Annotated in this window: 17 protein-coding genes and 1 tRNA gene; 14 read left to right on the forward strand and 4 right to left on the reverse strand. The window is 48.0% G+C overall.

Annotated features, from left to right (window positions below; genetic code table 11):
* Nucleotides 1-114 precede the first annotated feature (114 nt).
* A complete protein-coding gene (locus ACES2G_RS00290) occupies nt 115-1,464 on the forward strand; it encodes an LPXTG cell wall anchor domain-containing protein (RefSeq protein ID WP_347358367.1) in 1,350 nt (449 codons plus the stop codon).
* A gap of 74 nt (nt 1,465-1,538) precedes the next feature.
* Here ACES2G_RS00290 and ACES2G_RS00295 read toward each other — a convergent pair whose 3' ends face one another.
* Nucleotides 1,539-1,907: a PilZ domain-containing protein gene (locus ACES2G_RS00295; RefSeq protein ID WP_347358366.1), complete on the reverse strand. Its 369-nt coding sequence runs from the start codon at nt 1,905-1,907 to the stop codon at nt 1,539-1,541.
* 368 nt (nt 1,908-2,275) lie between these two features.
* Here ACES2G_RS00295 and rho point away from each other — a divergent pair, with 368 nt between their 5' ends.
* Nucleotides 2,276-4,030 (forward strand): transcription termination factor Rho, encoded by a 1,755-nt coding sequence (gene rho / locus ACES2G_RS00300; protein WP_374000972.1) that lies wholly within the window; start codon nt 2,276-2,278, stop codon nt 4,028-4,030.
* 56 nt (nt 4,031-4,086) lie between these two features.
* On the opposite strand, the gene ACES2G_RS00305 is transcribed toward rho, so the two are convergent.
* Nucleotides 4,087-4,503, reverse strand: a complete 417-nt coding sequence (locus ACES2G_RS00305; protein ID WP_374000973.1) for a hypothetical protein — start codon at nt 4,501-4,503, stop codon at nt 4,087-4,089.
* A 332-nt stretch (nt 4,504-4,835) separates the two neighbouring features.
* On the opposite strand from ACES2G_RS00305, the gene ACES2G_RS00310 reads away from it, so the two are divergent.
* From ACES2G_RS00310 to murA, 4 genes are all read left to right on the forward strand, one after another.
* Nucleotides 4,836-5,081 carry a type B 50S ribosomal protein L31 gene (locus tag ACES2G_RS00310; RefSeq protein WP_374000974.1) on the forward strand — a complete coding sequence of 82 codons (246 nt, stop codon included), beginning with the start codon at nt 4,836-4,838 and terminating at the stop codon, nt 5,079-5,081.
* Nucleotides 5,082-5,195: 114 nt separating this feature from the next.
* Nucleotides 5,196-6,269 carry a peptide chain release factor 1 gene (gene prfA / locus ACES2G_RS00315; protein ID WP_347359464.1) on the forward strand — a complete coding sequence of 358 codons (1,074 nt, stop codon included), beginning with the start codon at nt 5,196-5,198 and terminating at the stop codon, nt 6,267-6,269.
* Between the two features lie 3 nt (nt 6,270-6,272).
* A complete protein-coding gene (prmC, locus tag ACES2G_RS00320) occupies nt 6,273-7,154 on the forward strand; it encodes a peptide chain release factor N(5)-glutamine methyltransferase (RefSeq protein WP_347359463.1) in 882 nt (293 codons plus the stop codon).
* Entirely contained in the window at nt 7,147-8,400 is a 1,254-nt protein-coding gene (gene murA, locus ACES2G_RS00325; RefSeq protein ID WP_347359462.1) for a UDP-N-acetylglucosamine 1-carboxyvinyltransferase, read from the forward strand. The genes prmC and murA overlap by 8 nt, the downstream gene beginning before the upstream one ends.
* Before the next feature lie 42 nt (nt 8,401-8,442).
* Here murA and ACES2G_RS00330 read toward each other — a convergent pair whose 3' ends face one another.
* Complete coding sequence (locus ACES2G_RS00330) at nt 8,443-9,345, reverse strand: polysaccharide deacetylase family protein (protein ID WP_374000975.1); 903 nt, start codon at nt 9,343-9,345, stop codon at nt 8,443-8,445.
* A gap of 148 nt (nt 9,346-9,493) precedes the next feature.
* Nucleotides 9,494-9,892 (reverse strand): hypothetical protein, encoded by a 399-nt coding sequence (locus tag ACES2G_RS00335; RefSeq protein WP_374000977.1) that lies wholly within the window; start codon nt 9,890-9,892, stop codon nt 9,494-9,496.
* 260 nt (nt 9,893-10,152) lie between these two features.
* Here ACES2G_RS00335 and ACES2G_RS00340 point away from each other — a divergent pair, with 260 nt between their 5' ends.
* The 8 genes from ACES2G_RS00340 (at nt 10,153) to ACES2G_RS00375 (ending at nt 17,072) form a co-directional block, all read left to right on the forward strand.
* Entirely contained in the window at nt 10,153-13,044 is a 2,892-nt protein-coding gene (locus ACES2G_RS00340) for a tetratricopeptide repeat protein (RefSeq protein ID WP_374000978.1), read from the forward strand.
* 23 nt (nt 13,045-13,067) lie between these two features.
* Nucleotides 13,068-13,376: a hypothetical protein gene (locus tag ACES2G_RS00345; protein WP_347359458.1), complete on the forward strand. Its 309-nt coding sequence runs from the start codon at nt 13,068-13,070 to the stop codon at nt 13,374-13,376.
* 29 nt (nt 13,377-13,405) lie between these two features.
* Nucleotides 13,406-14,701 (forward strand): serine--tRNA ligase, encoded by a 1,296-nt coding sequence (serS, locus tag ACES2G_RS00350; protein WP_374000979.1) that lies wholly within the window; start codon nt 13,406-13,408, stop codon nt 14,699-14,701.
* Between the two features lie 95 nt (nt 14,702-14,796).
* Nucleotides 14,797-14,886, forward strand: a tRNA-Ser gene (locus tag ACES2G_RS00355).
* A gap of 121 nt (nt 14,887-15,007) precedes the next feature.
* Nucleotides 15,008-15,820 (forward strand): DUF4476 domain-containing protein, encoded by an 813-nt coding sequence (locus ACES2G_RS00360; protein ID WP_374000980.1) that lies wholly within the window; start codon nt 15,008-15,010, stop codon nt 15,818-15,820.
* A gap of 59 nt (nt 15,821-15,879) precedes the next feature.
* Nucleotides 15,880-16,515, forward strand: a complete 636-nt coding sequence (locus tag ACES2G_RS00365; RefSeq protein WP_347358791.1) for a DedA family protein — start codon at nt 15,880-15,882, stop codon at nt 16,513-16,515.
* A gap of 182 nt (nt 16,516-16,697) precedes the next feature.
* Nucleotides 16,698-16,844 carry a hypothetical protein gene (locus ACES2G_RS00370; RefSeq protein ID WP_374000981.1) on the forward strand — a complete coding sequence of 49 codons (147 nt, stop codon included), beginning with the start codon at nt 16,698-16,700 and terminating at the stop codon, nt 16,842-16,844.
* A gap of 21 nt (nt 16,845-16,865) precedes the next feature.
* The gene (locus ACES2G_RS00375) at nt 16,866-17,072 is read left to right on the forward strand and encodes a hypothetical protein (RefSeq protein ID WP_374000982.1); all 207 of its coding nucleotides are present in this window, start codon (nt 16,866-16,868) and stop codon (nt 17,070-17,072) included.
* Nucleotide 17,073 lies beyond the last annotated feature (1 nt).

A 17,073-nucleotide genomic window follows, 5' to 3' on the forward strand; every position in this document is an offset into this window, starting at 1 on the left:
ATCGAAAGTCCAGTGAAATTCTTAGTGTTTGCAAGCCTTCGATCTTGTGCATTAGATTGTTAATAACGCTTAACTGAAACAGTATGTTTCGTGGCATCAATCAAGGATGAATACATGATGAAAAAACTCGTTGTCTTACTAGCGTGCCTCGGTCTGGCATTCCAAGTAACAAGCTGTACGTCTAAGGATAGCCAAGCAGACTCTGAAGTAGCTGCTGATTTTGACTCTGCTGACCTTGAGAAGCTGGAAGGCGATGAGGCTCTTGAGATCGCTGGTGACGACTCTTTGGCAAGCGACCAACTTCCAGAAGATGCTTTGGGTGAATCAACCACAACAACAGAGACCACCACTACGACAACTGAAACGACAGTTGCTGACGGTGAAGCGACCACAGAGCACACAGATGTTGCAACAACAACAGAAACTCTTCCGGCAGATCCTTTCGCAGAACAACCAGATGTTGCATCCACGACTCCACCACCTGTAGAAACATCCACTTCCGTCGCTCAGTCTGAAACTTCCAGCTCTGTATTTGAAAGCTCCTCCACAAGTGAATCTTCCACGACTGTTGTTGATTCCGGGGCTTCTGAAGCTCCGAAGAAGGCTAGCGCCCCACTGCAAAAAGTGGCAACGACTCCCTGGAAAGCTGGCGGCACTTGGTATAATACAGTTTACTTCGCCCGCCCTGGAGACACTTTGAAGAGCGTCAGCCAGATGATCTACGGCTCTGATAAAAGAGCTGAATTGAAAAAAGGCAATCCAACTTATCACTCACGCGATGTGCGTGCTGGTGACAAGGTTTACTACAACTCTCCACACCGTCCAGAAGACTCTGCTCGTATGATCACTTATTACGAAGACAATGGTCTTGCGCCTGAAACATACGTGGCGAAATCCGGCGACAATATCAGAAAAGTTTCCAAGACTCTTCTGGGGTATGACAACGCCTGGAAAGAAGTTTGGGCTTCCAACTCTGTGGATTCCAAAGGTGAAATCGCAGAAGGTACTGAGCTTCGTTACTGGAGAGGCGGCGCAGTCGCTGCAGCCCCAGTTCCTCAGCAGCATCAGGAAGTAGCGGCAGCAATGCCAGAACAAGCACCGCCGCCAATGCAGGAAGAGATTCCGGCTCCTCCGATGCCTGAAGATCCAATGGCTCACCAGGCTCAGATGGACATCCCGCCACCGCCTCCAATGGATCAAGCGGGCGACATGGCTCCACCTCCGCCGCCAGATATGGCTCAAGAGATGGCTCCGCCACCACCACCGCCAGTTGAAGCAATCAATCCTCCAGCTCCGCAAGTGGCTGAAGAAGCTCCGACGGGCATGGACAACGACACGACAATGGCTTTGGCTGTTGTGGGTCTGGCGGCAGCAGGTTTGGCTGTGTTGATCGTGATGAGAAAGAAAAGAAAACAGAAAGAGCTTGAACAGCAAGCGATGGATAACACTCACGTCGGCACATAAACCGGCGTCAGTAAAAGACAAAAATAAAGAGCGAGTTTGCACTCGCTCTTTTTGTTTCTACCTGTGATCTTGAATTAGCCGACCTTTTTAAAGATCGTATCCATCACGGAACGACGGTCATTTCGGGAGTTCTCCACGAAATAGATCAGATCATCGACAATCTGAACATCCCGATTATTGACCGGCATAAACTTTACGCCGACCCCTACGGAATTAATCCAGATCACGTGGGCCGCGATTTTTCTTTCGCGACCGGCCACGATGATGACCAGGTTTAGTTTCTCATTGGCGCGAACTTCTCCGCCCTCAAACTCCAAAAAGGCTCCAGTGATGCTAATATTCTTAAGCGTGCCTTTGGTTTCTTCGCGCGCGTAATTGCGCTTGAAAGACACCTCGAGGTTGAGAGGGGTTCTTGGTGCCGGAACTTTATAAGTGTCCTCCACGTTAGACTCCTTGTGCTTAAATCTTGGATACTATCCTTTCGGTATTACAAACCAAAAATTAATAGCCAACAGGCCCCATTTTTAAAAAATCAGGTTACTTTTTAGAAAACTGGACGTCATAGACTCATATTTAAACACCTGAAATAGCTTAATTTTTATAAAACTCGAAAATCGTATAAGCTTAAGACATTATGAACATATTTCTGTTTTCCGGGCCCTCTGAATCAATTCGGGACAGGTTTTCCGGTTGACAAGCGGGGGGCGGCTCTAGGACAGTGTGTTCATAACGTAAGCACGAATCCAATCGGATCAGCTCCCTTTTAATTATCGCTCTTTTTTCTGATTAAAATCCTACAAGGAGAATTTGTTTGTCTGAACCTAAAGATCAACAAGGCGTTGAGGTGAAAAAACGTACTCGTACCGCAAAAAGTACGACGACGGAAGAAACCTCAGCCCCCCCTCCTGCAGCGGCTTCTCCAGCACCTGCAGCCGAAGCGGCCCCTGCGGCCCCAGCAGCTTCTGAAAATACACCAACACCTCCGCCAGCAGCTCCTCAAGCTGCCGCTCCAGAAGCGCGCCAAGACAGACCCCAGCAAAACAATCAACGCCGTGATTTCCGCCCGCACAATCGAGACAACCGTGACCGCAATGATCGTGGTGACCGTGGTGATCGTAACGACCGTGGCGACAGAAATGATCGCGGTGGTCACCGCCATGATCGCAATAACAACCCACGTCGTGATTTCAGAAATGACCGTAATCGTGATGAAGGTCAGCCAATGGGTGATGATGCTCACTCCACAATGCCGGCTCAGGCCCAGGAAGTGGATTTGGCAGACATCTCTTTGACGGACGAGGAAAAAACCTGGTTGTCATCCAAGGACTTGAAATCAAAAAACATCACGCAGCTGACAGAGCTTGCGAATAAACTGAAAATCGAAAACGCTGCCGGTCTTCGCCGTCAGGACATGATCTTCGAAATTCTGAAACGTGCCGCGAAACTGGGTCAGGACATTTATGGTTCTGGCGTTCTGGAAATCCTTCCGGACGGTTACGGTTTCTTGCGTTCTCCGGATTACAACTATCTTCCAGGTCCGGATGATATCTACGTTTCTCCATCCCAGATCCGTCGTTTCGGCCTAAGAACCGGTGACACGGTTACGGGCACAGTTCGTCCACCGAAAGATGGCGAGCGTTACTTTGCATTGTTGAAAGTGGATTCTCTGAACTTCGAGACCACTGAAAACGGTAAAGATAAAATCCTGTTCGACAACTTGACGCCGCTTTATCCAAACGAGCGCCTGAAACTGGAACACAGCCCTGGTGAATACACCACGCGTGTTGTGGATTTGATGGCTCCGCTTGGCAAAGGTCAGCGTGCCTTGATTGTCGCGCCACCAAGAACGGGTAAAACCGTTTTGATGCAGCAAATTGCCAATGCGATCACGCACAATCATCCGGAAGTAAAATTGATCGTTCTTCTGATCGATGAACGTCCGGAAGAGGTGACTGACATGCAACGTACTGTAAAAGGTGAAGTTGTATCGTCAACATTCGATGAGCCACCAACTCGCCACGTTCAAGTTGCAGAGATGGTTATCGAAAAAGCAAAACGTCTGGTTGAGCACAAGCACGACGTGGTGATCTTGCTTGATTCCATCACTCGTTTGGCGCGCGCTTACAACACGGTTGTTCCTCCTTCTGGAAAAATCTTGTCGGGTGGTGTGGATTCCAACGCCCTTCACAAACCAAAACGTTTCTTCGGTGCGGCTCGTAACATCGAAGAAGGTGGATCTTTGACTATCATCGCAACAGCGTTGATCGATACGGGTTCTCGTATGGATGAGGTTATCTTCGAGGAATTTAAAGGTACTGGTAATGCCGAGATCCACTTGGATCGTAAGCTTATGGAAAAACGTATCTTCCCTTGCATGGACATCAACAAATCAGGTACTCGTAAAGAGGACTTGTTGGTTGATAAAGCAGACCTGAACCGTCTGTGGATCCTGAGAAAAGTTTTGGCGCCAATGAACGTTATCGACGCGATGGAATTCCTGATCGATAAAGTTGAAGGCACAAAAACCAATACGGACTTCCTCAAAGCAATGTCCGGCCCAGGTTAAGTTTCATCCTAGATGTGAAAAAAGAAAAGGGAGTCGTAAGACTCCCTTTTTGTTTTCTATGGCTGAGGTTGTGGTTGGGGCTCCGGCTGTGGTTGAGGCTCCGGTTGTGGCTGAGGGGCTGGTTCGCCTTTTTTGAGAGCGTCTGTTTCGCAACCACCATAGAGGCTATCGTCAATAACGCCTTCAAATGGATAGACAAAATCAGACATACCATCAGAGCCTTCTTTGGTCGTATTCACAGCCAGTTTGTGGTTGATGCCTTCGGTGGTGATCGTGATGATGCCACCCTTATCAAATGTGACTTTGCCAGGGACTTCCAAAGTTCCCTGATCAGGGGATTCGACCTTCACTTTATTGGTGTCTGAATTATAGGACACAGAAAGGAAGGGCTCAGTGAATGTGCAATAGATACTTTCTGCCGACGCCACATGGGACAGGGTCAAAATGGCCGCGAACGGGACCAAGAATTTCATGAAATACCTCCTTGTTGGTGCATCAAGGGTAGGTGGCTCAAAGGCCCCTCTCAACAATCCCCAAGGCTTCGAGCCAAAATACAAAGGAAGCATTCTCGCCTGAGAGGTCCTGATTTACGGGGAGCTTGGAAATCCGAAAAACCCATACAGCGAGATGTTTTATTTAATATAAGTATATGTAATTACATGTTTTTATAGAAACACTGGGGTTCGCCGGGAGGGGCAGGAGATGCTAATAAAATCAGCGATTTATGCTCGACACGGGGTAGTCAGTATGTTACATCCTTACAGCTTAAGACCCATAGGTTAAATTATTTAGAAGGAATCAGGTCATGAAACAAAACCTACATCCAAAAGTAAATACTGTTGTATTTAAAGATATCTCTTGCGATTTCGCTTTCTTGGGAACATCTACTCTTCACTCTTCCGAAACTGTTAAATGGGAAGACGGTAAAGAATATCCTCTTATCAAAGTTGAGATCTCTTCTGCATCTCACCCGTTCTTCACTGGTAAGCAACGTGTGATGGATACTGAAGGTCGTATCGATCGTTTCAAAAAACGTTACGGCAAGAAGTAAATTTCAGACCTCCGTTCGGGGGACGTTCTTGTATGAAATGCGGTTCAAAGTTCGAGCCGCATTTTCGTTTTCAGCCACAGTCATTTTCCATCTCAGCATGAGCAGGAGCTCTTCATGTTCTCGAAGTTAGACGCAGTTGAATCTCGTTACGAAGAAGTCAATATGGCTCTTCAAAGACCGGACATTGCCTCTAATCAGACGCAGTATCGTGCGTTGATGAAAGAGCTTGGGAATCTGGAAAAGATTGTTCTGGTTTATCGCGACTACAAAAAGAAAACTGAAAACCTGAAGGCCAGCAAAGAACTTCTGACGGCAGAACAAGACGCAGAAATGCGTGAGTTGATCCGTGAAGAGGTGAAAGAGCTGGAAGCCAGTCTGCCTGAGTTGGAACAGCAGCTAAAGATTGCGTTGATTCCCCGAGATCCAAATGACGACAAGAATACCATTCTTGAGATCCGTGCGGGTGCCGGTGGGGATGAGGCCGCCCTTTTTGCTGACGAACTTTTCCGTGGTTATGTTCACTATGCCTCCACGCAAGGATGGAAAGTGGAAATGATTTCTTTCTCTGAAGGTAACGCCGGCGGAGCAAAAGAGATCATTGCCAGCATCACTGGGGATTCTGTTTTCAGTAAAATGAAGTACGAATCTGGTGTTCACCGCGTTCAGCGTGTTCCGAAAACCGAGGCGGCGGGCCGTATTCATACCTCTACAGTGACGGTGGCGGTGATTCCAGAGGTGGAAGTTTCTGAAATCAAGATCCCGATGTCTGATGTGCGTATTGAGACCATGCGTTCTCAAGGCTCCGGCGGTCAGTCGGTGAACAGAACGGAATCTGCGGTTCGTGTCGTGCATTTGCCGACCGGTATCGACGTGAAATGTCAGGAAGGTAAGTCACAGTCAAGCAACCGTGAGCGTGCTTTCCAGATCCTTTACGCAAAACTGCAGCAGATCGAGGACGATAAGGCCCGTAAAGAGGCTTCCGACGTTCGTTTGGAGCAAATTGGTACGGGCGATCGTTCAGAGCGCATCCGCACCTATAACTTCCCTCAGACCCGTATCACCGATCACCGCATCGGTTTGACGATCCATCAGCTGGATCAGGTTATGGGCGGTTCATTTGAGTTGCTGATTGACCCACTCATTGCTAACTTCCAAGCAGAGGCACTTAAAAAACAAGTCTCTGCTTAATGAATGAAACTAAAAGAAATACTCGATAAAACCACAGCTTTCTTCAAAGACAAAAAAATCGATACTCCACGTTTGGATGCGGAACTGCTTTTGGCCCACGGCCTGAAGTTGGAACGCATTCAGCTTTATCTGCGCTTTGATCAGCCGATGAAGGACGAAGAACTGGCAGTTCTGCGCGAACTGGTGCGCCGTCGCGCGGCCGGAGAACCTGTGGCCTATGTCCTGGGCTATCGTGATTTCTTTGGTCATCGTTTTGAAGTGAACTCAAACGTCCTGATTCCCCGCCCCGAAACTGAGCATATCATCGAAGATGTACTAGCATGGGCGCAAGATAAAGATCAGCCTTGGGGCTTTGTGGATCTTGGCTGTGGTTCTGGTTGCATTGGTTTGAGCCTTTTGAAGGAATATCCACAGGCCAAACTTATCGCTGTGGATCTTTCCGCTGGTGCGGTGGAAACAGCGAAAAGAAACGCCGAAGCCCTGGGTGTGGCAGACCGGGTGCAGTTTGTGAACTGTGATGCCGGAGATGTGGATGCGGTTATGTCGGCTTACAAGGACTTTGCCGGCAAAGCACAGATCGACGTGTTGGTTTCCAACCCACCGTATATTGCACAGAATGATCCTCAAGTTGAAGAAAACGTAAAAAAATATGAACCCAATTCCGCGCTTTATGCGGAAGAAGACGGCTTGGCACTATTAAAGGCATGGTCGGCAGCTTTTGCCCCCTACCTAAGGAAGCCCGGTCTGATGCTGATGGAAATGGGAATGAGCCAAGGGGCCGCGATGAAGCAGTCCTATGATAGCTTAAAAATATTTAACGAAATCAGTGTCATCAAAGATCTTTCTGGGCATGATAGAGTCATCCGCGGAGAAACACATGGATAAAATGGTCGTTACGGGCAATGGCCCACTAAAAGGTACTGTCGCTACGAGTGGTGCGAAGAACGCTGCTCTTCCAATTTTGTTTTCAACTCTTCTTGCAGAAGGCACACACGTTTTCACAAACATGCCCAAGCTGAAGGACATCGAATCCACCTCTGAACTTCTGAACAGCTTGGGTTGTGAGACGAAGTGGGTGGGCGATGAATTCCACGTGACAGTGAGCAAACCTTCTTCTTTTGAAGCTTCTTATGATCTTGTTCGCAAAATGCGCGCAAGCTTTCTGTGTATGGGACCGATGCTGGCAAAATACGGTGAAGCTGTTGTTTCCCAGCCGGGCGGATGTGCGATCGGCAGTCGTCCGATTGACCTGCACTTGGATGGTTTCAAAGCTCTGGGCGCCACCATCACTCAAAAAGAAGGCTACGTTCATGCGGGCTCTCCAAAACTACAGGGTTCAACTTTCTTGTTTGAAACTGTGACTGTGGGTGGAACCGAGAACGTGATGATGGCGGCGACATTGGCAAAGGGCGTGACTGTCCTTGAGAATGCCGCAAAAGAGCCAGAGATCGTGGATCTTGCAGAGTACCTGAATAAAATGGGCGCGAAGATCACAGGCCATGGAACCAGCGTGATCCGCATTGAAGGTGTAGAGCAACTGAAGCCTGCTAAGCACTCCATCATGCCGGATCGTATTGAAGCGGGAACTTTGCTGATTGCCGGAGCGATCACCAAAGGTCAAGTGACCGTGACGAAGTGTGTGCCAGCTCATCTGGAAGCTTTGATTCTGAAAATGCGCGAAGCAGGTTTCAAAATCGAAACTACCAAAGACACCATGACCGTCTTCCCTTGTGAAAAATGGGAAGCCGTGGATGTTACAACAGCGCCTCACCCCTTGTTCCCGACAGATCTTCAAGCGCAGTTCATGGCGTTGATGACAGTGGCGCATGGAACCAGTGTGATCACTGAAACTGTATTTGAAAACCGTTTCATGCACGTGACCGAGCTGTGCCGCTTGGGTTCTGATATAACTCCAAAAACACGCGTGGCAGTTGTTCGTGGCAACCCAGGTCAGTTGACAGGTGCGCCGGTGATGGCGACAGACTTGCGTGCAAGTGCTTCCTTGGTTCTTGCGGGTCTTGTGGCTTCGGGTGAAACCGTTGTCAGCCGCATTTATCACTTGGATCGTGGTTATGAAAAGCTGGAAGACAAGCTGTCTTCCTTGGGTGCGAACATCAGAAGAATTGAATAATAAAAAAGCCCTGAGAAATCAGGGCTTTTGTTTTTTGGGACTCTAGAGGCCCAGGGCATCCATCTTATCTTTTTCGTAGGTGTCGTTTTCACCAGGATATCTGAGTTCAGATTCAAACTTCCCGCTTTCTTTTGCCAGTGCCCAGATCAGGCTTTGTCCGGAGGGCATGCTGTTGGGGAGTTTTTCAAAAATAGAATCCTTAAAGGCGGCTTTTGAATCAATCACTGTCCAGCCACGGTCTTTAAACATCTGAATCAGATCATCCAAAAACAAAGCATTCAATAAATTGAAATGCACAAGTAAAGTATGTTTAACCTCGCGGCCAACGACCTTTTTGGAAAGCTCGTTGTAGAATTGCGCCCGCTCCCACATGTGTTGCAAATAGAATTCTTTGAATTTCTTCAGATCAAAATTTGGATCCTTTTCCAGTTTGTCACGCAACCTGCGATCGACATACCAGTCTGAAGCATCAATTGTCACATGTCCCAACTTGTAGTTGTTCTTTTTTAGCCAGGATCTGACAGCGTCCCTTTTTTCGACAGTGTCCCCTTCAGCGAGCATGGGGAAACGGAAAATCTTTTGAAAGTTCTTTTCTGATTTAAGCTGATCTTCACATTGATGAATCTCGCTGATTTCTTCATCGGCGGTGACTTTGTTGTCGAAGCGACGGTGATTGACGGTATGGTTGCCGATCGTGTGGCCCTGCTGCGACCAGGCGGCTAGAAGCCTTTTGTCTGCTTCGTTGTGCAGATGTTTGCAGGTCACAAACAGTGTGGCTTTGATCTTGTGCTTTTTAAGTACGGCAAGGATCTGTTCATTTCGCTTATCAGCTGGAAGAAGGGTTTCTTCATGAACATTGAAGTCATCCATGGTGATACTGACTTCCGCAGCGTGTGTATTCAGGGAAACAAAAAAGAATGAGAAATATAGAATGAATCGGTTCATGGTATTTACCATGGCATTTGAATTTAGAAAGTGGAACTTTTAAAAAAGAAAAAGGCCTACAAGGAGGGGGATCCGTAGGCCTTTTAAGAGAAAAAAAGAACAGTCTCAGCCCGCGGAGGGGATGGGGCTGAGACTTAATGACATGAAACTACAAAGTAGCTTCGCTGATACCAAACACAAAGAAGACGACCGTTTTGTTCCCAGAACCGAAACCAGGGAGGGGGTCCACAGTTTCAAGTTCGAAGTTGGGAGCAAGTTGATGCTCAAGTTCAATACCGCTCATCATAACTTTAGAACCAATATAAGGTGTTAGGTCGAACTGTGACTTCAATACGAAGAAAGTTTGCTGATCAGCCATTGTTAAAACAAGGGTGCCGTCAGCCAACGCCACAACTTCGCCAGTGTGAGTTTTGAAGTTATAGTTTTGAAGGTCAGAAACACCAACTTCTTCACCGAGTGCATTGTTTGGAAGTACACCCGCGCGAGCCACTGCTGAAATCGCGAGAACTACCAAGATGTAAACTGCTATCAATGCGTTTCGGATCACTATTAACTCCCCAAATCACGATCTAACGATGTCTTATAAAGCAAAGGCTGTGCCAATATGAGACAGTCGTGAAAACGGCTTATATTCGATTTGAGGTGTGATTAAAGCGAGTGCCAAACTCAAATCGGAACCAGAGGTAATTCCATTATGGGTTTTAGGTTCTATTCTGGAACCATCTTCCTTGACCAAAGCACAGACCTTGAGACGGTCCCGACGGCGACATAGTCCTTTGTTAAAAACCACAATATAATCAAGTGTCTATGTCACGCATACAGGTAACTTGGGTTGTTAAAACTAGAAAGGGTCAGGTCAAGGGACCTTACTCTACGGAAGCCATTCTTCGCATGATTGGTGAGGGTGTATTTTCCGGTCAGGAAATGATCTCGCGCTTGCCTGATGGTCAGTGGACTTTGATTTCCAAGGAACCTGCGTTCTACGATAAACTTCTGGAGGCCTTGGAAGGCATCGTTGATGTCGATCCCAAAAAAGCTCAGAAGATGGAAGCTGAAACGGTGATCGTTCAAGCTCCCCGTCCGTCCAAGCCTGCGGCGGATACCAACAGCACCAATGGTTTTAATCCCCCGCCTCCAACTCAAAAACCTCTTTTGCAGCAGATTGATGTTTTGGATACGCCAGCTTATGTGCCTCCGGCAGCGAAGATCGCTTCGGTCCCTTCTGGCGGAGACAAATCGAGTTCTGTGATTGAGCTTTCCAATGTGAAGAACATGGAAAAAGGAGAGCTGCAAAAATCCTTGAAAATTCCAGCGTTGATTCTGGCGGTGGTGATCGTATTGGGTGTGTGGTTGCTTTGGGATACGGGACCTGCCGATGGCTCCAAGATTCATTTGTTAGCTCCAGGAAAAGCTGGCGCGACATTGTCGGATCAAGCGGTTAAGGAAAAACTGAACGAAGCCCTGTTTGCGATGGAACAGGACACTTTTGAATCTTACGTATCTGCGCAAAATAAACTTGTCAGCATTATCGAAGGCGCGCCGATGAATATCGAAGTGCGGGCTTTGCTGTGTGTGGTGTATTACGAGTTGTGGCCGTTTGCGGTTCAGGATGCTCAGGATGTCAGAACGATTGCCTCAGTGACCCAGGCCACGCGGGCGCTGAATGTGGTGAGTCCTTTCGGGCAAGTCTGTGAAGCGGTGAAGCTGATGACAGCAGGACGATACAAAGAGGCCAAAGGAGCGATCGAAGCCACCTTGGAAAGCTCGGAACCGTTTTCGCTTTTGCCGGTTTTGTATAGCTTCAAGGCCGAACTTCTTGCTGGTGAAAAAGACTTTATGAATGCTGTGCCTTACTTTGAAAAAGCCACTCAGCTTTGGGAAAAATGGCTTGATCCGCAGGTGGCATTGGCGGAAGTGCTTTACCAACAAGGGGATTTCACGGCGTCGGCCACGATCTTCCGCAATGTGCTGACCAAGAATCCAAAACATAAAGAAGCCAAGGTCGCCGCCGGACTTGTCGAGTATAAAGGCTTCAAAAAGTCCGATACCGCCTATGCTCTGCTGAATTCAGCATTGGAATCCAAAGGTCGCATTCCTTCCTTGATCGAGGCTGAAGGTTATGGGGCCTTGGCAGAGATCTTTGTTTTGCGTGGGGAAAAGAAGAAGGCTCTGGAAATTGCTCAGAAGGCCTTTACGTTAAATCCGAATAACGGCGAGCTTCGCCAGTTGGTGATCCGACTGGGTGGAAGTGACAAGATCAAAGGCGAAAAAGGCCGAAACAATGAATTGCTGTATTTGGGGGACCAGTACGTGCGCCAAGGGGACTTCCTGGCGGCGCAGGCTGAATTCAAGGCGGCTTTCGAAGCTGATCCTAAAAACGGAACAGCCGCGATGAAGGCGGCCAAAGCCCTGTGGCAATTGAACCAAAGTTTTGAAGCCATCGAGTGGTTGAATAAATCCATCAAGGCAGAGCCCAAGCTAGTATCTGCTTATGTTCTGCAGGCGGACTATATGTCTCAGCGCTTTGATTTTGTCGGGGCGTTGCAGATTCTGACCAATGCGATGCGAATTGCTCCGAACAACTATGAAGTTTTGCGGGGATTGGCTCAGTTGGAATTCCGTAAAAACAATATGGTCGGAACGATCAATTATGCTCTTCGGGCGGCGAAAGCTTATGATGGGGATATTGAGACTTTCATTCTGCTGTCTAAAGCCAATGGGTTGCTAGCTCGTTCCATTGTGCCTATTAATAAGAAAGAAATCGAACGCAAAGAAAATGCCGCGAAGGACGCGATTCGCTATGCGACCAAAGCGGTTGAGATTGATGCCACCAACCCTGAGGCGCAGATTACTTACGCCAAGATGCTGGCGCAAACTAACGGTGTGGATTCGGGAATTACTTATCTGAATGAGCTGATCAAAAGATTCTCTTACACCATGGATTACAGGATTGCTTTGGCGGAAGTTTATAAATCAGAAGACCGCTACAGCCAAGCCAAAGAGATTTACGAGCGCGCAGCCGAAGCCGATCCACGCAGTAAAAAAGCTTGGTTGGGTTTGGGTGAAAGTGAAAAAGCCCTGGGTCTGAATGACCGGGCGCTGAAGGCCTTCTTAAGTGCGGCGGTTCTGGATCCTACGGACGGAGAGGCTTTGTTCCAAGCCGGTAAGCTGTATCTGGAAACCAGCCGATTTGAGGAAGCCATCCAGCAGTTTAAGCGCGTGCAAAGACTGAATCCCAACTATCCGCGAACCCATTACTATATTGGCAAGGCAGCCTTTGCCTCAGGTGATTTTGTCACGGCCTTAGAGGCCTCGAAGGCCGAAAAGAAACTCAATCCCAATGTGGCTGATTCTTATGTGTTGGCGGCGGAAGTCTATACGGCCCGCCGTCAGTATGCGGAATGTGCGGCAGAGTATTCAACGGCCATGAAGCTTCGTCCTCAAGGGGCGGACATCTATGTCAAGTCAGCCCAGTGTTATCGTCAGTCCGGTTCCTTGGATGTGGCAGAGGACATGCTTGCCCTGGCCTCCGCCCGGGAAAGTGGTTATGCCGAAATCTATCGTGAACAGGGTGCCATCTATGAGATGAAGGGCGATACTCGCTCTGCGGCGCAAGCTTATAATAAATATTTGGGACTCTCGCCAAACGCATTAGATCGTGCTGAAATAGAAGCGAAAATGATGAGACTTGGCAACTAGGACGGACAACGGAGGAATAAGCCATGGGAATCGGCGACAAAATGCGGGGGCTGGCAAGCAGCGCTCAGGAGGGTGTTAAGTCATCCACAATCTCACTGTTTCATATTTTACTGCGCTTGGTGACCGGGCTTGTTCTGGGTTTGACCTTGGCACTGATCGGACAAGAGCTGATGGGCTATGGCACATTTGCATTGTTGTTCGTAATGGTTGTGGTTGTTGCTGCGCTGATGAAGATTCTTGCGAACTGGAGCATCGGTCAGATTTTAATTTTTGACCTGATCTGCGTCCTTGTCGTCATGTTGCTAAGAATGTATATACTTGTTGCCCCTTAAGGGGTGTTGTTGAGTCAAAGGAAATTGAGATGATTGATATTAAACTTCTGGAAAAGAAAGCTGAGAACGGGACCTCTTACTATGATGAGTACAAGCAAGGGCTTGTAAATCGTGGGGCTTCCACAGAAGTGCTTGAGCAGATCATGGAGCTCAATAAAAAGCGCAAAGAACTGATCACTCTGGCTGAGACGGCCAAGGCCAACCAAAACAAACTCAGTGGTGAGATTGGTAAAATCAAACGCGAAGGTGGCGATGCTTCTGCAATTTTGGCAGAAGTGGATGTTTTGAAAACTCAGGTGAAAGAACTTGAAGCCAAGGCTGCGGAAGCCGATCAGCAGGTGACAAACCTGGCATTGGTGATCCCGAACAAGCCGCATTCTTCTGTGCCGGTGGGTTCTTCTGAAAAAGACAATAAAGAGATCAAAGTTGTTGGCACTCCGACCAAGTTTTCTTTCAAAGCCAAAGAACACTGGGAACTGGGGGAAGCGCTGAACATCATTGATTTTGAGCGTGCTGGTAAAACCACGGGCACTCGTTTTGCCTTCCTGAAAGGGGCGGCGGCGCAAATGGAGCGCGCGTTGATCCAGTTCATGATGGATAAACACTCCATGAAACATGGTTACACCGAAATGATTCCTCCGTTCATGGTGAACAGCAACAGCTTGTTGGGCACTGGGAACTTCCCAAAATTCAAAGAGGACGTTTTCCATCTGGAAGGTTCTGACCTGTATCTGATTCCAACGGCGGAAGTACCGGTGACGAACTACTACAATAACGAAATCCTGGATGAAAAAGATCTGCCTCAAAGCTTCTGTGCTTATTCTCCGTGCTTCCGTTCTGAAGCGGGGTCTGCAGGTCGCGACACCAAAGGTCTGATTCGTCAGCACCAGTTCGACAAGGTTGAATTGATGGTATTTGCTCATCCGGACAAGTCCCACGAAGTTCATGAGGCTTTGACGTCCCATGCAGAGCAGATCTTAATTGATCTGGAGCTGCCGTTCCGCCGTGTGCTTCTGTGCACCGGAGACATGGGCTTTGGATCCGCGAAAACTTATGATCTGGAAGTTTGGTTGCCGGGCCAGAATGCGTATCGTGAGATCAGCTCTTGCTCTAACTTCGAGGACTTCCAGGCTCGTCGCGCGAACATCCGCTTCCGCAGTGCCGGTGGCAAACCTCAGTTCGTTCACACGCTGAACGGCTCTGCCCTGGCCGTGGGAAGAACTTTGGTAGCCATCCTGGAAAACTACCAGCGCGAAGACGGTTCCGTGGGCATTCCAAAGGCCTTGCAGCCTTATATGGGCGGCCGTACCGAAATCAGAAAGTAGGTCTGTCCTTCCAAGCAGCATGAGGCTCCGACCTTGTGCTGCGTCATGGAAACAACTGCTTGAATACTCTCGTCAAAACCCATAAAACGGTCGACGGAGAGTTGGTAGAGCGGTTGAATACACCAGTCTTGAAAACTGGCAGCCCTTCGCGGGGCTCGAGGGTTCGAATCCCTCACTCTCCGCCATTTAGGTTTCTTCTCAAAACAATCCTGCAAAACTGAATAATGTTTTTATGAAAGCGGCTTTTCTATTGCGTTTGCGCGTCTGAATTGATGTTATCCGGCTATCAAAACAAGAGGTGGCGCTATGTCGGTTCTTTCCAAGATCTTTGTTTCTTTGGTGGCTTTGGCTTTATTTGCTGGCTGTGACAGCGGCGGCGGCTCCAAGGGCGGCAACAATACTGCCAACGGAAAACCAAGTGTCAAAAACCGCATCCAGTGGTCCTCCATTCCTTCCACATACAATCCCTCTGTCGAAGACATTGAGTTCCGCACGGACGGTTATGAAAAGATCAACGTGAACGTCTTTGGTTTTGATGATGACGTAGAGGTTGTTTATTCCAAAGACCTTCCGGCGGATACGGGGTTCTTGCGCATCTATCGTGTGTGGGCGAAGTCAGCTTCCTGGGGTTATGTGAACAACAGGCCTAACGGCACCACTTTGGATCTGATCGGTAATGGCAGATATTCTTGCTCTATCGGCACTAGCAACGGTCAAATTGTGCAGCTTGAAGGTGGATGTTATGTGCGCATTCAAGTGTTCATGCCCGCTGATGCACAGATCGAGGTTTATAACGTCAACAAAATGCTGACCAAAAGATTCTTCGCCATAAAAACGGATTTGATGCTTGAGCAATTGGACAGAGCTTCCAGGGATGAAGACAAATTTGCAGTGATTGAAACCTATCTGGCTTCGTACCGCGGACTTAAAAAGAAACCAGAGATGCAGACTTACCAGCTGGGTGCCGCCGTGGCGGAATTCCCATTCGCAGAAGGAAAATTTAAAGCCCTTCGTCTGCTGCACACTGCTGTTGTGGATCGCGAAAATCTTGCCAAGATGATAGAAGACAAATTCAGTTATTTCGATCGCGAAGAAGCCCGCCGCATTGTCGGAATCTAATCTCGGGCCGCGTTTTCTCTTGCGCTTAAGGGGCTTTACGAAGATTCTGGGCCCCTATGATGGAACTTGTTGATATTATTCTGCACCTTGATAAGCACATCGCCGAATGGATCGTTTTCTTCGGGCCTTGGCTGTATGTGATTTTATTCCTGATCATTTTTGCTGAAACTGGCCTGGTGGTAACTCCGTTCCTGCCGGGGGATTCCTTGTTGTTTGCTCTCGGCGCTTTCACTGTCGTGGAAGGTGGCTTGAATCTTTGGGTGATTCTGATCAGTCTGACGATTGCAGGTATCTTGGGTGATACGGTCAACTATCACGTCGGAAAATATCTAGGGCCCAAGGTCTTTGAGTCGAATTCGCGCTTCTTTAAAAAAGAGTATTTGGATCAAACCCATGCGTTCTATGAGCGTTGGGGAGCTTTCACGATTGTGGCTGCCCGTTTTGCTCCGATCGTTCGTACTTTTGCGCCGTTCGTGGCTGGTATTGGTGAAATGCAATACCGCAAGTTCATCGTTTACAACGTCGGTGGTGCGATTGCTTGGGTGTGGATCTTTGTTCTAGCAGGTCACTTCTTCGGAAATCTTCCGGTGGTGAAGCAGAACTTCCATATCGTGATCTTCGGTGTGATCGGGGTGTCTTTGATTCCGATGGTTTGGCCGTGGATTTCTAGTAAGCTTAAGAAGAAGAATGTTTAAAAGCCTGAGACCCTTACTTAAGAAACAGGGGTCTTTGGGTGTTCAAAAGTTTGACAGTCGTTGGCTAGCAAAAAATAGCATCAAAATTTAGTTTACCCCATCTAATCGAATTTAAGACACTTTGATCTTGGCAAAGAACTTGCTCATGTATTTGCGAATTCATTTTCTTATTTCTGAGGAGTGTGTTCGGAGAGGAAACCACGATCGGCGCTCCGTTGTTTGACGAACTTGATGAGGCAAAGCCGCAGCAGATGGCGATTTTACCAGCAAGGGTGCGCGAGGATTTTGTGGATAAAAATGATCCTGATATGGTCCCAAACTTTTATTAAATAAATCATGTGAGAGGGAAAATGCATAATTTGAAACAGTTAGCAGCCTGCGCTCTCTTGTTGCCATTGTTGGCCTGTTCCGAATCATCTAAAAGCGAAGGGAAAAACTCACGTCCTTCGGATGAAGTTATTTGGAAGGTGGGAAGAACTATTTCTGCTTCGGAAGACAGTATTCTGGGAAAAAGTACGGTAAGAGTTTTATCCACCTGGAGAGATAAAGATAAATAAC

This window comes from Bdellovibrio bacteriovorus (assembly GCF_041888015.1).
GTDB lineage: Bacteria > Bdellovibrionota > Bdellovibrionia > Bdellovibrionales > Bdellovibrionaceae > Bdellovibrio.

What these genes read in the sequence shown, in the direction of transcription:
- ACES2G_RS00290 (WP_347358367.1), top strand. Translation starts at nt 115, where the DNA reads ATGATGAAAAAACTCGTTGTCTTACTAGCGTGCCTCGGTCTGGCATTC.
- ACES2G_RS00305 (WP_374000973.1), bottom strand. Translation starts at nt 4,503, where the DNA reads ATGAAATTCTTGGTCCCGTTCGCGGCCATTTTGACCCTGTCCCATGTG.
- ACES2G_RS00310 (WP_374000974.1), top strand. Translation starts at nt 4,836, where the DNA reads ATGAAACAAAACCTACATCCAAAAGTAAATACTGTTGTATTTAAAGAT.
- prfA (WP_347359464.1), top strand. Translation starts at nt 5,196, where the DNA reads ATGTTCTCGAAGTTAGACGCAGTTGAATCTCGTTACGAAGAAGTCAAT.
- prmC (WP_347359463.1), top strand. Translation starts at nt 6,273, where the DNA reads ATGAAACTAAAAGAAATACTCGATAAAACCACAGCTTTCTTCAAAGAC.
- murA (WP_347359462.1), top strand. Translation starts at nt 7,147, where the DNA reads ATGGATAAAATGGTCGTTACGGGCAATGGCCCACTAAAAGGTACTGTC.
- ACES2G_RS00330 (WP_374000975.1), bottom strand. Translation starts at nt 9,345, where the DNA reads ATGAACCGATTCATTCTATATTTCTCATTCTTTTTTGTTTCCCTGAAT.
- ACES2G_RS00340 (WP_374000978.1), top strand. Translation starts at nt 10,153, where the DNA reads ATGTCACGCATACAGGTAACTTGGGTTGTTAAAACTAGAAAGGGTCAG.
- ACES2G_RS00345 (WP_347359458.1), top strand. Translation starts at nt 13,068, where the DNA reads ATGGGAATCGGCGACAAAATGCGGGGGCTGGCAAGCAGCGCTCAGGAG.
- serS (WP_374000979.1), top strand. Translation starts at nt 13,406, where the DNA reads ATGATTGATATTAAACTTCTGGAAAAGAAAGCTGAGAACGGGACCTCT.
- ACES2G_RS00360 (WP_374000980.1), top strand. Translation starts at nt 15,008, where the DNA reads ATGTCGGTTCTTTCCAAGATCTTTGTTTCTTTGGTGGCTTTGGCTTTA.
- ACES2G_RS00365 (WP_347358791.1), top strand. Translation starts at nt 15,880, where the DNA reads ATGGAACTTGTTGATATTATTCTGCACCTTGATAAGCACATCGCCGAA.
- ACES2G_RS00375 (WP_374000982.1), top strand. Translation starts at nt 16,866, where the DNA reads ATGCATAATTTGAAACAGTTAGCAGCCTGCGCTCTCTTGTTGCCATTG.